A 13,278-nucleotide genomic window follows, 5' to 3' on the forward strand; every position below is an offset into this window, starting at 1 on the left:
CTCTCAACGACGTAGAAAGGACAACAGCAATGACTTCTCAGCGAAACGACGCACCGACGCGCGCGGTCGTTCTCGGCGGCGGCGGCACCGTCGGGGTCGCCTGGCAGACCGGCCTGCTCACCGGGCTGCGCGAAGCCGGCATCGACCTGGCCGGAGCCTCGGCGATCATGGGCACATCCGCAGGAGCCCTGGTCGGCGCGCTGCTGGCCAGCGGCCGCGACGTCACCGACGCCCTCGCCGTCCTCGCGGCAGTCGGACAGAAAGTCGACTTCAAGAGCCTGACGGCAGGCTCGGAAAGCTTCCTGGACGCATCGCGCCAAGCCGCCCACGCCGACGACCCGCAACAAGCGCTCCGAGCGATCGGCGCCGCGGCGCAGCAGGCGACGACCGCGCTCACCGAAGACGACTACCTCGGCCTGCTCGACACATTCGACGGTGCCGCCTGGCCGGCCGGGTTCCGATGCACGGCGATCAACACCGACACCGGCGAACTCGTCGTGTGGGACGAAGCATCCGGTGTACCGCTGCTGCACGCCGTCGCTGCCAGTTGCGTCGTCCCGATGCTGTTCCCCACCGTCACCATCGACGGGGCCCGCTACATGGACGGCGGCATCCTCAGCCACCTCAACGCCACGGCGACCCCGCCGAGCGACGTTCTCGTGGTGCTGTCCTGCCTGCCCATCGGGTCCCCCGGTGGCGCGGTCGACACCACTCGGTCCGCCTCGACCATCAGGGCGAACGCTGAAGTGGCCCGGTTGCGCAAAACCACTCGACTGGTCGCCGTGGAGCCCGATTTCAGCGACATCGAGGCGCCGGTGAAAATGTTGGACCCACAGATCGCCGGCCGGGCTCTCCACATCGGCAAGCGGCAGGCAGAACGCGAAGCGGCAACAATCCGGACCGTCTGGGACTTCTAATACTCCAGCAGGAGTCCGTTCTCCGCGGTGATGGTGTGGATTGCCCGTGGGCGGCAAACGGCCACCGCTGAGTCCCGAAGGTTGGGTGGACCCAAGACGCGGCGGTGGCTGTCGCCTGGAGAGTAGATCCGCGCCGTAGCAACACACGGCCCAGGCCCTGTCCGCCCTCGCCCCGCCGGCCGCCCCGCCGCCGGCCGCCCAGCCGTAGCGCCCCGCGTCGCCGCCGATCCCCGTGACCACGAACAGGACGGTCAACGCAACCACCCGCCGGGGGCCGCACCCGCCCTTCCACGGCATGCACCCCGCCCTGCGCCCCGGACGGACGGCCGGGCGGGGGTGGTTGCGGGCGGCGGCGCGATCTTCGTCGCCGCGCTGGAATCGGTGTATGCAGGACAGGTGGGGTTTTAAGGGTGTGGGTCGGATGAGGGCAGGCAAAGGGCTGCCAGGACGAGACCAGGCGGGGCGAGACCCGCCCATCCGGGCCGAAATCGTCCACGAGAGCGAACGGACGCGGATCACGCGCCTCGTCGGTGCCGGGCGCGCCCTGGTCCTGAAGGAGCCGCTGGGGCCGGACGTCGAGCAGCGGCGCCGGCACGAGCTGGCGATCCTGGAGCGGCTACGGGGCGTCGAAGGCGTCGCCCAGCTGGCCGACGGGGCGCAGCACCCAGGGGCGGTGGTGGTCACCGATGTCGGCGGGACGTGCCTGGCCGAACTGGCGAAGCCGCTGGCCGTCGACGACCTGATTGGGCTGGCGGTGGGCCTGGCCCGGGCGGTGGCGGGGATGCACGGGCGCGGCGTGATGCACCGGGACATCGCGCCGGCGAACATCGTCGTCCGCCCGGACGGCACGCCGTGCCTGGTGGATTTTGCGCTGGCGTCGTCGCTGGCCGAGCTCCGGCCCGACTTCACCCACCACACCGAGATCGTGGGGACGTTGGCGTATCTGGCGCCGGAGCAGACCGGGCGGACCGGCCGGTCGGTGGATCGGCGGGCCGACCTCTACGCGCTGGGCGCGACACTGTACGAGCTGGCGATGGGCCGGCCGCCGTTCGGCTCCGGGGACCCGCTGCGGCTCACGCACGACCATCTGGCCCGGGTACCGGTGCCGCCGGCGCAGGTGAACCGAGCAGTGCCCGCGCCGTTGTCCGAGATCATCATGCATCTGCTGGAGAAGGAACCGGACAACCGGTACCAAACCGCGGACGGCGTGGTGTACGACCTGGAGCGGTTGCGCGACGCCGGCCCGGGCGCGGCGGCCGCGCTACGGGTCGGTGAGCACGATGTTCCGCTGCGGCTGCTGCCGCCGTCGCGGCTGGTCGGTCGCGAGGTCGAGACGGCGACGCTGGAGGCGGCGTTCGAGGACGCGCTGGCCGGCCGATGTCGCGGGGTGCTGCTCAGCGGCGCGCCGGGGGTGGGCAAAACGGTGCTGGTCGACGAGTTGCGCCCGGTGGTGACGGCCCGGGACGGCTGGTTCGTGCCGGGCAAGTTCGACCAGTACCGGCGGGATCTGGAGTTCGACGCGGTCCATCAGGCGTTCCGCGCGCTGGGCCGGCTGCTGCTGGCCGAGCCGGAGGACGAGCTGGCCGAGATCCGCGAACGGATGCTGGCGGCGCTCGGGCCGAACGCGGGTCTGATGGCCGCGGTGGTGCCTGAGGTCGCGGCGCTGCTGGGCGTGCCGCCCGATCCGGGGGATCCGCTGACCGCGCAGGTGCGGGCGCAGCGCATGGCGGTGGACATGCTGCGAACAGTCGCCTCGCAGAAACGGCCGGTGGTGCTGTTCCTCGATGACCTGCAGTGGGCGGGCCGCACCCCGCTGGGCTTCGTGGACCTGGTGCTGAGCGAGGCGCCGGTCGACGGTCTGCTGCTGGTCGGTGCATACCGCGAGGAGAACGTCGACGCGGCGCATCTGCTGGGCGCACAGCTGTCCCGGTGGCTGGAGCAGCCCGGAGTGCGCCACCTGCGGCTGCCCAACCTGCAGGTGTCCGGCACGGTCGCCATGGTGGCGGAGATGCTGCACGTCGACGTGGCCTCGGCTGCGGGCCTCGGCGAGGCGATCAACCCGCACACGTCCGGCAATCCGTACGAGACGGTGGAGTTGCTCAACGCGCTGCGCCGTGACGGCGTGCTGACGGCGGCGGCCGGGTGGCGGTGGGACGCGGCGGAGGTGCGCGCTCACCTGGGCCGGTCGGAGCTGGCCGGGTTGCTGACGGCGCGGGTCGAGGCGGTGCCGGCGGCGTCCCGGCAGGTGGTGGAGGCGATGGCGTGCCTCGGCGGGCGAGCCGAGCTGAGCGTGCTGCGCACCGCCGTCGCCGCGCCGGCCGGCGAGGTGGAACAGGCGCTGGCGCCCGCGCTGGACGAGGGCCTGCTGGTTGCGGAGCCCGAAGCGCGGGAGGCGGTGCGGTTTCGCCACGACCGGATCCGGGAGATGGTCCTGCGCGGGGTGGACCCGCGGCGCCGGCGCGCGCTGCAGCTGGCGATCGCGCGGCGGCTGGCCAGGGTGACGGAGCTGTTCGCTGTCGCGGCGGAGCAGTACCTGCCGGTGGTCGACGCGGTCGACGCCCCCGCGGAGCGGCGGGTGGTGGTGGGGCTGCTTCGGCGTTCAGCCGACCAGGCCTCGTTGATCGGTGACTACGCGCTGGTGAACGCGCTGCTGGCCGCCGCACTGCGGCTCGTCGGACCGGCCGAGACGACCACGCTCCTCGAGGTGCACACCAGCCGGCACGCGGCCCTGTACAGCCTGGGGCGCCTGGATGAGGCCGACGAGGAGTACCGCGCGATCGAGGGGCTGTGCAGCACCGCGTTCGACCGGGCGGACGCGACGGTGGTGCAGGTGCGCAGCCTGACGCACCGCAACCGCTTTGCGGACGCGATCGGCCTGGGCCTGGCCTCGCTGCGCGAGCTCGGGATCGCCATGCCGGCCGCGGACCGGCTCTCCGCGGAGCTCGACCTGCGGCTCGACGAACTGTACGAGTGGCTCCATCACACCTACGACGCCGACGAACTGGCCCGGCCGGACGCCACCGAGCCGACGCTGCTCGCCGCGAGCCGGCTGATCAACTCGGTGCTCCCGGCGGCCTACTTCACCGCCCACGCCACGTTCGCCTGGCTGAGCCTGGAGGCGATGCAGGCCTGGATCGACCACGGCCCCGCCCGCACCCTGCTCGGCCCGGCCAGCCACGCCGGCTACGCCGCGGTGGCGGTGCGCGGCGACTACGCCGTCGGCTACCAGACGCTGCGGCGGTTCGTCGAGCTGGGCACGGCGCGCGGCTACGAGCCCGACACCTCGCAGACGCGCTTCCTGTTCTCGCTGCAGAGCTGCTGGTTCGAGCCGGTCGAAAGCAGTGTCGAGGCGGCCAAGCGGGCCCGCGAAGGGCTGATCGCGGGCGGGGACCTGGCCAACGCCGGCTACACCTACCACTCCACCGCGGTGGGCATGCTGGAATGTGCGCCGTCGCTGGACGTCTACGTCGCCGAGATGGGGACCGCGCTGACCTTCCTGCAGCGCACCGGCAGCGAGCAGACCCTCCGCTGGCTCGAGTCGTACCGCTGGCTGGCCGGCGTCCTGCGCGGCGAAAGCTCCGCCTCGGCCGGCGAGACGCTCCCGTTCGACCGGTACGCCGACAGCCCGTGGGCGCTCTTCCACGCGCAGGTCGCCAGCGCCGTCGCCGCCGCCATCCTCGACGATCCGGCCGGCCTGACCCGGCACACGGCGGCGGCGATGTCGTTGCTGGCCACGGCCGCCCACGGCCTCTACGCGACCGCCCTGGCCCGCCTGCTGCGCGGGCTGGCCCTGGCCGAGCAGGTCCGGGCCGGCGCCGGTGGCGAGCCCGGCGGCCTGCTGTCCGAGCTGGACGAGGTCATGGGGTGGCTCGCCGCCCGCGCCGCGGACGCGCCGGCGAACTTCCAGCACTGGGTGCGGCTGCTGGAGGCCGAACGGGCCTGGGCGGTCGGCGACTTCCGCGCCGCCGCCGTCGCCTTCGACGCCGCCCGGCGCGAGGTCGGCCAGGGCCGGCGGCCATGGCATCAAGCCCTGATCACCGAGCACGCGGCCCGCTTCTACCTCGCCCACGACCTCGAACAGGCCGGTCGCGACCTGCTCGCCGAGGCCCGCCAGCAGTACCTCGCGTGGGGCGCGACCGCGAAGGTCGACCACCTGGACTGGGCGTATCCGGCCCTGCGACCGGAGGCTACCGCCATCGCCGGGCACCGCCCCGGCGATCTGCCCGGTCGTCGCTGCACCGTCACGGCGGGGACGATCGACCTGATCGGCATCCTGTCCGCGACGCAGGCGCTGAGCTCGCAGACCAGCGTCGAAGGGCTACACTCCCGGCTGGTCGAGGTGCTCAGCGCGATGACCGGCGCCACCGGCGTGCACCTGCTGGTGTGGAGCGACGAGCGGCATGCCTGGCTGCTGCCCACACCCGGCGGCGGCGTCATCCCGCTCGCCGGCACCGGCCACGAACACAAGGTGCCGATGTCCGTGCTGCGATACGTCCAGCGCACCGGCGAACCGCTCGTCGTGGCCGACGCCACCCGCGACGACCGCTTCGCACGCGACCCGTACTTCATCGACATCACCTGCTGCTCGCTGCTGGCCATCCCGATCCTCAGCCGAGGCGCGCTGCGCGCGGTGCTGCTGCTGGAGAACCGCCTCATCCGCGGCGCATTCACCGCCGAGCGGCTCGACGGCGTCAAGCTCATCGCCGGCCAGCTTGCCGTCTCCCTCGACAACGTCCAGCTCTACGCCGAGCTCACCGAGTCCCGCGCGCGGATCGTCGCCACCGCCGACCAGACCCGCCGGCGCATCGAGCGGGACCTGCACGACGGCGCCCAGCAGCGGCTGGTCTCCTTGGCGCTGCAGCTGCGCGCGGCGCAGGCGACGCTGCCACCCGAACTCGACCCGCTCCGCGCGCAGCTCGACAGCGCCGTGGCCGGGGCGACCGACGCGCTGGACGAGCTGCGCGAGATCGCGCGTGGCATCCACCCGGCCATCGTGACCGACGGGGGCCTGGGTCCGGCGCTGCGCATGCTCGCCCGGCGCTCACCGATCCCGGTCGATGTATGCATGCGCACGCAGGCGCGACTGCCCGAGCCGGTCGAGATCAGCGCGTACTACGTCGTCGCCGAGGCGCTCACCAACGCGGCCAAGCACGCACAGGCCACGGCGGTCACCGTCACCGTCGAGGCGAGCCCCGCCGACGCGGTGCTGCGCGTCACGGTCCGCGACGACGGTGTCGGCGGCGCCGACCTCGCCCGCGGCACCGGCCTGGTCGGCCTGAAGGACCGCGTGGAGGCGCTCGGCGGCCACCTCGTCCTGCACAGCCCCCGCGGCGCAGGAACCGACCTGTGCGTGGGGCTTCCCCTCAACGTCCTGAGCCGCTGACCCGGCGGCCACGTCGCGCCGTCCACCACCCGCGTCTCTTGGAGGGGCCGGCCGATCGCCAGCACGTGCCAATCAGCGGATGTAACGTTCACGGCCGTCGTACCGCTGCGTCGGCGGCCCGGCCCGGGGCCCACCCGGGCCGGATCCCGCCGGGCACGGCTCCACGGAAGGGCAACCGGCACGCTCACGGCCCGCGGCCGCCGGCGTCCACCGGCGGTGGGCGGCTTGACGCAGCCCGGCCGCCCAGTCACGCTCGTCGATTGTTATCGATGGACGGTCGATTGGGGACATCCGTGATGGGCGCTGGACGGCGACAGCAGCTGCGTTCGGCCACGACCCTGGGAGTGGCGCTCACGCTGGTGACAGGGGCGTTGACCGCCCCGGCCGCCGCGGCCATGACGGGCGTCACGCTGTCCGTCGACGTGTCCGCCGCCCGGCACGTGATCAGCCCCGACATCTACGGCCTGAACGGCGCGGACCCGGCGTTCGCCGCCGAGATCGGCATGCCGGTGGCCCGCTGGGGCGGCAACGCGAGCACTCGGTACAACTTCAAGAACCACACCTACAACACCGGCAGCGACTGGTACTTCGAGAACATCGTGGCCGGACCCGACAACACGGTCGAGTCGTTCGTCCGGACCAACCGGGACCGCGGCACCAAGCAGATCGTCACCGTGCCGATGAGCGGATGGGTGGCCAAGGACTCCCCCGGCGCACACCCGTTCGCGTGCGGGTTCCCCGCCACCCGGTTCCCCACCCAGGACGGGTTCGACCAGTGGGACCCCAACTGCGGCAACGGTAAGCTCAACGCCGCAAACCTCACCGGCGCGGTGCCCACGGACACGTCGATTGCCGTGGACGCCTCGTTCGACGGTGAGATGGTGTCGCATCTGGTGAGCCAGTTCGGCCCGGCGGCGCGCGGTGGGGTGTCGATCTACGAGCTCGACAACGAGCCGGTGCTGTGGAACGCCACGCACCGCGACGTGCACCCCGACGCGGTGTCGTACGACGAGTTGGGCGGCAAGAGCACCGCGACCGCGGCCGCCGTCAAGGCCGCCGATCCGAGCGCGGCGGTGCTCGGCCCGTCGGGCTGGGGCTACTGCGAATGGGTCGCGTCCGGGTTGGACGGGTGCGCACCGGGCGCCGACGCGGCCGCACACGGCGGGCTCAACTTCTCGCAGTGGTACCTGAAGAACATGAGGGACTTCAGCGCGGCCCACGGCGGCAAGCGCTTCCTCAACTATTTCGACCAGCACTACTACCCGCAGATCGGCGGCGGCACCGACCCTGACGCCGATGCGCTGCGGCTGCGCTCCACGCGCTCGCTGTGGGACCCGACCTACGTCGAGGAGTCCTGGATCGGCCCGAGCGGCGTGAACGCGCCGCCGCTGCAATTCATCCGCACGATGAAGTCGTGGGTCGCGCAGTACTACCCCGGGACGAAGATCGCCATCACGGAGTACAACTGGGGCGCGCTGGACAACATCAACGGCGCGCTGACGCAGAGCGACGTGCTGGGAATCTTCGGCCGGGAGGGGCTCGACCTCGCGACCATGTGGGGCGAGCCCCAGCCGACCCAGCCCGGCGCCTACGCGTTCCGGATGTACCGCAACTACGACGGCGCGGGCAGCCGGTTCGGTGACGTGAGCGTGTCCGCGGTCAGCAGCGACCAGGGGCAGCTGGCGGTGTACGGTGCGCAGCGCCTGTGCGACAACGCGGTGACCGTCATGGTCGTCAACAAGACGGGCAGCGATCAGGCGTCGCCGCTGTCGGTCGCCGGGTTCAACGGCAGCGGCACGGCGCAGCGGTTCACCTACAGCCCGGCCGATCTGACCGCGATCGTGCACGGTCAGGACCTGCCGGTGCGGCGGGGCCGGATCGATGCGACGTTCCCAGCCAACTCCGTCACGCTGCTGGTGCTGCCGGCCCGCCGGCGCTGACCGCCGGCCGGCGCCCCGCTGCCCGTCGACCTCGACGGGCCGTGGGCTCAGCCCTCGACGCCCGTGGCGCCGTGGGCGGCGCCGACCAGCTCGGACTCCGGAAAGCCGCCGTGACGCGAGCAGACGGTGTGGTCAACCGGCGATGATCCATTCCCCGGTGACCGGGTTGATCATGCCGTGCCGGACGGCGGTCGTGGCGGCCTCCAGGCGCGAGTGGGCGCCCAGCTTGGCCAGGACGCTCTGGATGTGGCAGCGCGCCGTCGTCTGGGTGATGCCCAGCATATGGGCCACGCCGGCGGTGTCGACGCCCCGGACCAGCGCGCTGAGCGCCTGCCGCTCGCGGGGCGTGAGGTAGGAGGCGAGGAAGCGCTCGGCCGAGCCGGTGTGGCGGGGAGCGCGCGCCGCCCCGGTCCGCGGGGGCAGCATGGACTCGCCCGCGTGGACGCGGTCGAGCAGCGTCACGATCTCGGCGACCGACTGCCGCTTGTCAGCGAGGCCGGCGACGCGGAAGGCGCGGGCGGCCGACACCAGCGCGTCGTCGGTCTTGGTGCACAGCAGCACGATCCGGCTGCGGGGCGCGGCGGCGCGCACCTCGCCCAGCCATTGCACGCCGATGTCGGCGCCGTAGAACACGTCGAGCAGGCAGAGGTCGACCTCGCGGGCGCGAAGCGCGGCGACCGCCTCCGTGGGATGGTGGGTGACCGCGACGACGTCCTTGCCGTGGGTGCGCAGCAGGTGGGCCAGCGCGTCGGCGAAGACCACGTGGTCGTCACAGATCAGCAGCCGCATGTGGGCCGCCCGTCACCGGGCGTCGCCGGCAGCCGCATCCGGATGCAGCAGCCGCCGAGCCGGCCGCGCTGGCACTCCAGCTGCCCGCCCCACGCGGTGGCGACGTCCTGCACGATGCCGAGCCCCAGCGAGGCGAGCCCGGGCTCGATCGCGCCGAACCCCGGGCCGTCGTCGTCGATCTCCGCGACGCTCCACCCATCGGTGCCGAAGATCCTGACGTCGACGCGGCCGGACCCGCCCGTGGCGCGCAGCGCGTTGCCCAGCACGTTGCGTAGCGCGCGCCAGAGGGCCAGCTGATCGACGTACGCCCACGCCTCTTCGGCGCTGAGCCGGATGCTGGCGGTCGAGCACAACCGCATCGCCTCGACCACGTCGAGGGCCACCAGGTCCAGCCGGACCGGCCGGACGCTCGCCGGCCCGTCCCGGCCGTCGCACTCCGGCGCGCTGCCCTCGTACTCCCGCTGCAGCTGGCCGAGCCAGCGGGCCTCGCCGAGGATCTGCTGCGCGCGCTTGCGGCTCTCCTCGCCGACGTCGGACGCCGTGGTGAGCAGCGAGGCCAGCATCATGATGGTGCCGAGCTCGTGATGCATGTCGTGACTGAGCCGGCGGCGGCGGAGCCGGTCCCACTCGGCGCTGCCCGGCTTCGCACGCGCGGCCGGCGGCGCACCGAGCTCCAGCTCGACGGTGCGCAGTCCCGCGCTCCCAGCCTTGTTCCCAGTCCTGTTCTCAGGCTTGTCCGCGGCCTTGTTCACGTTCTTGTTCGCGGTCTTCGCGATGGTCCGATCCGGTGATCGTGGCGGCATGACCATTCTCGTTCCTCCCCCGGCGGGCTCCGCGACCGTCCCCCGATCGTCGCGCCACCACCCTGCACCAGCGTGAACTCTAGTCCATGCGCCCGCTTCCCGGGGCGATGCCGGGGTTCCGCGGGTGACGCACCCTCCAGCCGGCGCAGCGTCGGCTACGTCGTGCGTGTGATGCCCAAACGGGCCGGGACACCCAGGGTCTTCGTATGCCTGCGCTCACCTTCCTCGGCCATGCCGGCCTGCGCGTGCAGGCGCGCCGGTTCCGGCTGCTCGCCGATCCCTGGTTCGCTCGTACCGGCGCGTTTCTCGGCGCCTGGCACCAGTTTCCCCGCAACGACCACCTGGACTGCCCGGGCCTGCTCGACGTGGACTGGGTCGCGGTCTCGCACGAGCATCTCGACCACATGGACCTGTCGGTCCTGTCGCGGCTGCCACCGCACACGAGGGTGCTCATCCCGCGCTACCCGGGCCCGGCGTTCCGCGAGCGCCTGCGCGCCGCCGGCGTGGGGCGGGTCATCGAGCTCGAGCCGTGGCGGCCGTTCCCGCTCGACGACCAGGGGTCGTGGATCGCCGCGATCCCCGAGCAGTCGCCGATGTGCCACGACTCGGCCCTGCTCATCGTCGCCGACGGACACGCGGTCCTCGACTGCAACGACGCCCGGCTGACCGCGGCGCAGGCGCGCCGCGCCAAGCACCTGGCGGGGGGCCGGCTCGACGTGATGACCGTGCAGACCGCCGGCGCGTCCTGGCACCCGATCTGCTACTCGTACCCGCCCGAGGTGCGGGCCCGCATCGAGGCCGAGAAGCGGATCGGCAAGTTCCGCGCGGTGCTGCGCCTGGTCCGGGCGACCGGGCCGGAACTGGCCGTGCCGTTCGCCGGCCCGGCCTGCTTCCTCGACGCGGACCTGCGGGCGTTCAACGGTTCGATCCGCGAGCCGGGCGTGTTCCCGGACAACGAGCAGGCCACCGCGTGGCTGACCGAGCACCTGCCCGGTCAGCGCTGGGCCTGCTTCCGGCCGGGCGACGTGCTCGACCTGGCGACCGGCGCGGTGGTGGCGGACGCGGTGTCCGCGCGGTTCAGCTACACCGAGGGGCTCGACGAGTACCTCGAGCGCTACGCCGCCGACCGGGCCGCCGACCTGGAGCTGGTTCGCGCGGCCGCACCCGAGCCGGGGCCCGGCTTCGGCGCCGTCTTCGCCGCGCACTTCTCGCGGCTCGGCGCGCTGTCGCCCTACTTCCTCGAGCGGATCGGCATGACCGTCCGGTTCCGGGTGACGGGCCCGAACGGCGGCGACTGGGACGTGCGGCTGGACGCCGACGGGGCGCGGGTCGACCTCACGGGCCGGGCGGCGGCGCCGGCGTATACCTTCACGGTCGAGGGGCGGTGGCTCGCCGCGGTCCTGTCCGGCTCGATCTCCTGGGAGGACCTCCTGCTGTCGCTGCGGCTGACCGCGCACCGCGATCCGGACCGCTACAACGACTACCTGATCGGGCTGCTCAAGCACGCCGAGGAGCAGGCGCTGCGGGCCGTCGAGGCGTACGAGACCGGCCGCGACCGCGACGAGCGGATCACGATCACGGCCGGCGACCGCGTGTACAAGGTCGGCCGGTACTGTCCGCACGCCGGGGAGGACCTCGCCCTCGGCGCGGTCGTGGACGGCACGACCCTGCACTGCCTGGCCCACAACTTCGCGTTCGACCTGGAGACGGGCGAATGCCTCAACGCGCGCTGCGACCCGCTCGCGGTCAGCGCTCCGGAACGGGGCGCCCCAGCAGGTGCCGGACCGTATCGGCCAGCACCCTGAGGGTGGCGTCCAGCGTCGGGTCGGCGAGGAACGCCGCCTCGATCGCGGTCCGCGCCGGGACGATCCGGGTGAGGTACCCCTCCGTCGTACCTTCCTCCGCGACGCCGAGCACATCGGCGTCGCGGAGGCGCACCTGAGCCGGCCCGGTCAGCCCCGGCCGGTGCTCGAGCACCCAGCGGCACTCGGGCGGGTATCGCCGGGCCAGCGCCGGAGTCTCGGGCCGCGGCCCCACGAGCGTCATCTGCCCGCGGACCACGTGCCACAGCTGCGGCAGCTCGTCGAGGGACGTGCGGCGCAGGAAGCCGCCGAGCCGGGTGATCCGGGGGTCGCCGGCCGTGGTGAGGTCCGACCCGCTCGCCCCGGTGCGCATCGAGCGCAGCTTGTACAGCACGAACGGGCGCCCCCGCTCGCCCAGCCGGATCTGGCGGAACAGCGCCGGCCCGCGGCTGTCCAGCCGCACCGCCAGCATCAGCACCAGCAGCGGCACGCCGGCCAGCAGCAGCCCGGCGCCGCCGACGAACAGGTCCAGCAGTCGCCGGGCGGGCCTCGGGCGGGTCTGCGCCGCGGCGGACCGGGTGCGATCTTCGGTCGTCATGGCGCTCACCCCGTCCCGGCGGCGAGGAACACGTCGGTGAACACCTTGGCCAGCATCGCGAGATCGGTCTGCAGGTCGGTCTCCAGTGACGAGGGCGACAGGTGCGTGAACAGGCGGGCGCCTGCGGCGCGTCGCTGCAGCAGCCCCTCCCACAGGGCGTTGCTGCGCAGCCCCGGGTCGAGCAGGCGGTACGTCTCGCCCTGGTACTGCTGGCGCCAGGTCCACACGTCGACGGCGGCAGCGCCCTGCTGGCGCGGGATGTCGACGAACGTGGTGAGGCTCGGCCCGGCATCGGACCCGGTGTAGGCCCCCGGATGTGCCAGGGCCTTGCGCGCCTGCAGCGTCGCCAGCCCGTCCCAGCCGCGCCGCTTCGCCTCCGCCCACGCCGTCCGCTGGGCGGTGTCCTGGTCGACGCCCCAGCCGCGGTACGTCGCCGGCGCCTGCAGCCCGGACGAGAGGTCCACGACGTCGATGCGGCGGGAGCGCAGGTACCCGTCAACGGCGTCGGCCGTCAGCTGCGGGTACTGCGCGCGGGCCTGCCCGGCGCATGCGGCCGCCCCACCCGGGGGCGCGGGGCGGCCCGGCAGGCAGCCCAGCTCGGGTACCAGGAGGTCCACGAGCAGGCGCTTGCCGGGGGCGGCCGCGTGCAACGCCTCGGCGGCGGCGTCGAGGAACCGCTGCACCTGCTGCGCCGAGTCGAGCCGGTCGTGGTAGCCGAGCTCATCGGCGATCTTGATACCGGCCACGCCGGGCTGCGCCGCGAGCTTCGCGACCGTCGCCACCGCACCCCGGAACGAGTCCGGCCCGGCCAGCCAGCGCTTGACCAGATCCGACTCGATCCAGACGGTCAGCCCCAGCTGATGTGCGGCGGTCACCGCGGCCGCGTACCGGTCGCCGCTGATGCCGACGACCGGCTGTTGCGACGGCGCCCAGGACGCGGCGGGCCCGCGCGGCGGGCTCGTCCCCGGTCGCCGCGCCAGGGCGGTGCCGGTGGCGGCGGCCAGCAGCGCACCCGCCGCGCCGAACAGGATCGTCCGTCTTCTCAC

8 protein-coding genes are annotated in these 13,278 nt (G+C 73.2%); 4 read left to right on the forward strand and 4 right to left on the reverse strand.

Annotated features, from left to right (window positions below; translation table 11 throughout):
• Nucleotides 1–29: 29 nt before the first annotated feature.
• The 3 genes from AB0B76_RS39875 (at nucleotide 30) to AB0B76_RS39885 (ending at nucleotide 8,240) form a co-directional block, all read left to right on the forward strand.
• Nucleotides 30–917, forward strand: a complete 888-nt coding sequence (locus AB0B76_RS39875) for a patatin-like phospholipase family protein (RefSeq protein ID WP_360385463.1) — start codon at nucleotides 30–32, stop codon at nucleotides 915–917.
• A gap of 421 nt (nucleotides 918–1,338) precedes the next feature.
• The gene (locus AB0B76_RS39880; RefSeq protein ID WP_360385465.1) at nucleotides 1,339–6,300 is read left to right on the forward strand and encodes an AAA family ATPase; all 4,962 of its coding nucleotides are present in this window, start codon (nucleotides 1,339–1,341) and stop codon (nucleotides 6,298–6,300) included.
• Nucleotides 6,301–6,596: 296 nt separating this feature from the next.
• Complete coding sequence (locus AB0B76_RS39885) at nucleotides 6,597–8,240, forward strand: glycoside hydrolase family 44 protein (protein WP_360385467.1); 1,644 nt, start codon at nucleotides 6,597–6,599, stop codon at nucleotides 8,238–8,240.
• 132 nt (nucleotides 8,241–8,372) lie between these two features.
• Here AB0B76_RS39885 and AB0B76_RS39890 read toward each other — a convergent pair whose 3' ends face one another.
• Nucleotides 8,373–9,029: a response regulator transcription factor gene (locus AB0B76_RS39890; protein ID WP_360385469.1), complete on the reverse strand. Its 657-nt coding sequence runs from the start codon at nucleotides 9,027–9,029 to the stop codon at nucleotides 8,373–8,375.
• Entirely contained in the window at nucleotides 9,017–9,832 is an 816-nt protein-coding gene (locus AB0B76_RS39895; RefSeq protein WP_360385471.1) for a HAMP domain-containing sensor histidine kinase, read from the reverse strand. Before AB0B76_RS39895 ends, AB0B76_RS39890 begins: the two co-directional genes overlap by 13 nt.
• Nucleotides 9,833–10,038: 206 nt before the next feature.
• Here AB0B76_RS39895 and AB0B76_RS39900 point away from each other — a divergent pair, with 206 nt between their 5' ends.
• Nucleotides 10,039–11,637 (forward strand): Rieske 2Fe-2S domain-containing protein, encoded by a 1,599-nt coding sequence (locus AB0B76_RS39900; protein WP_360385473.1) that lies wholly within the window; start codon nucleotides 10,039–10,041, stop codon nucleotides 11,635–11,637.
• Here AB0B76_RS39900 and AB0B76_RS39905 read toward each other — a convergent pair.
• Both AB0B76_RS39905 and AB0B76_RS39910 read right to left on the reverse strand, forming a co-directional pair.
• Nucleotides 11,579–12,232, reverse strand: a complete 654-nt coding sequence (locus tag AB0B76_RS39905) for a sugar transferase (RefSeq protein WP_360385475.1) — start codon at nucleotides 12,230–12,232, stop codon at nucleotides 11,579–11,581. The genes AB0B76_RS39900 and AB0B76_RS39905 overlap by 59 nt on opposite strands.
• Nucleotides 12,233–12,237: 5 nt before the next feature.
• Complete coding sequence (locus AB0B76_RS39910) at nucleotides 12,238–13,278, reverse strand: hypothetical protein (protein ID WP_360385477.1); 1,041 nt, start codon at nucleotides 13,276–13,278, stop codon at nucleotides 12,238–12,240.

This window comes from Dactylosporangium sp. NPDC049140 (assembly GCF_040648435.1).

What these genes read in the sequence shown, in the direction of transcription:
- AB0B76_RS39875 (WP_360385463.1), top strand. Translation starts at nt 30, where the DNA reads ATGACTTCTCAGCGAAACGACGCACCGACGCGCGCGGTCGTTCTCGGC.
- AB0B76_RS39880 (WP_360385465.1), top strand. Translation starts at nt 1,339, where the DNA reads ATGAGGGCAGGCAAAGGGCTGCCAGGACGAGACCAGGCGGGGCGAGAC.
- AB0B76_RS39885 (WP_360385467.1), top strand. Translation starts at nt 6,597, where the DNA reads ATGGGCGCTGGACGGCGACAGCAGCTGCGTTCGGCCACGACCCTGGGA.
- AB0B76_RS39890 (WP_360385469.1), bottom strand. Translation starts at nt 9,029, where the DNA reads ATGCGGCTGCTGATCTGTGACGACCACGTGGTCTTCGCCGACGCGCTG.
- AB0B76_RS39895 (WP_360385471.1), bottom strand. Translation starts at nt 9,832, where the DNA reads ATGCCGCCACGATCACCGGATCGGACCATCGCGAAGACCGCGAACAAG.
- AB0B76_RS39900 (WP_360385473.1), top strand. Translation starts at nt 10,039, where the DNA reads ATGCCTGCGCTCACCTTCCTCGGCCATGCCGGCCTGCGCGTGCAGGCG.
- AB0B76_RS39905 (WP_360385475.1), bottom strand. Translation starts at nt 12,232, where the DNA reads ATGACGACCGAAGATCGCACCCGGTCCGCCGCGGCGCAGACCCGCCCG.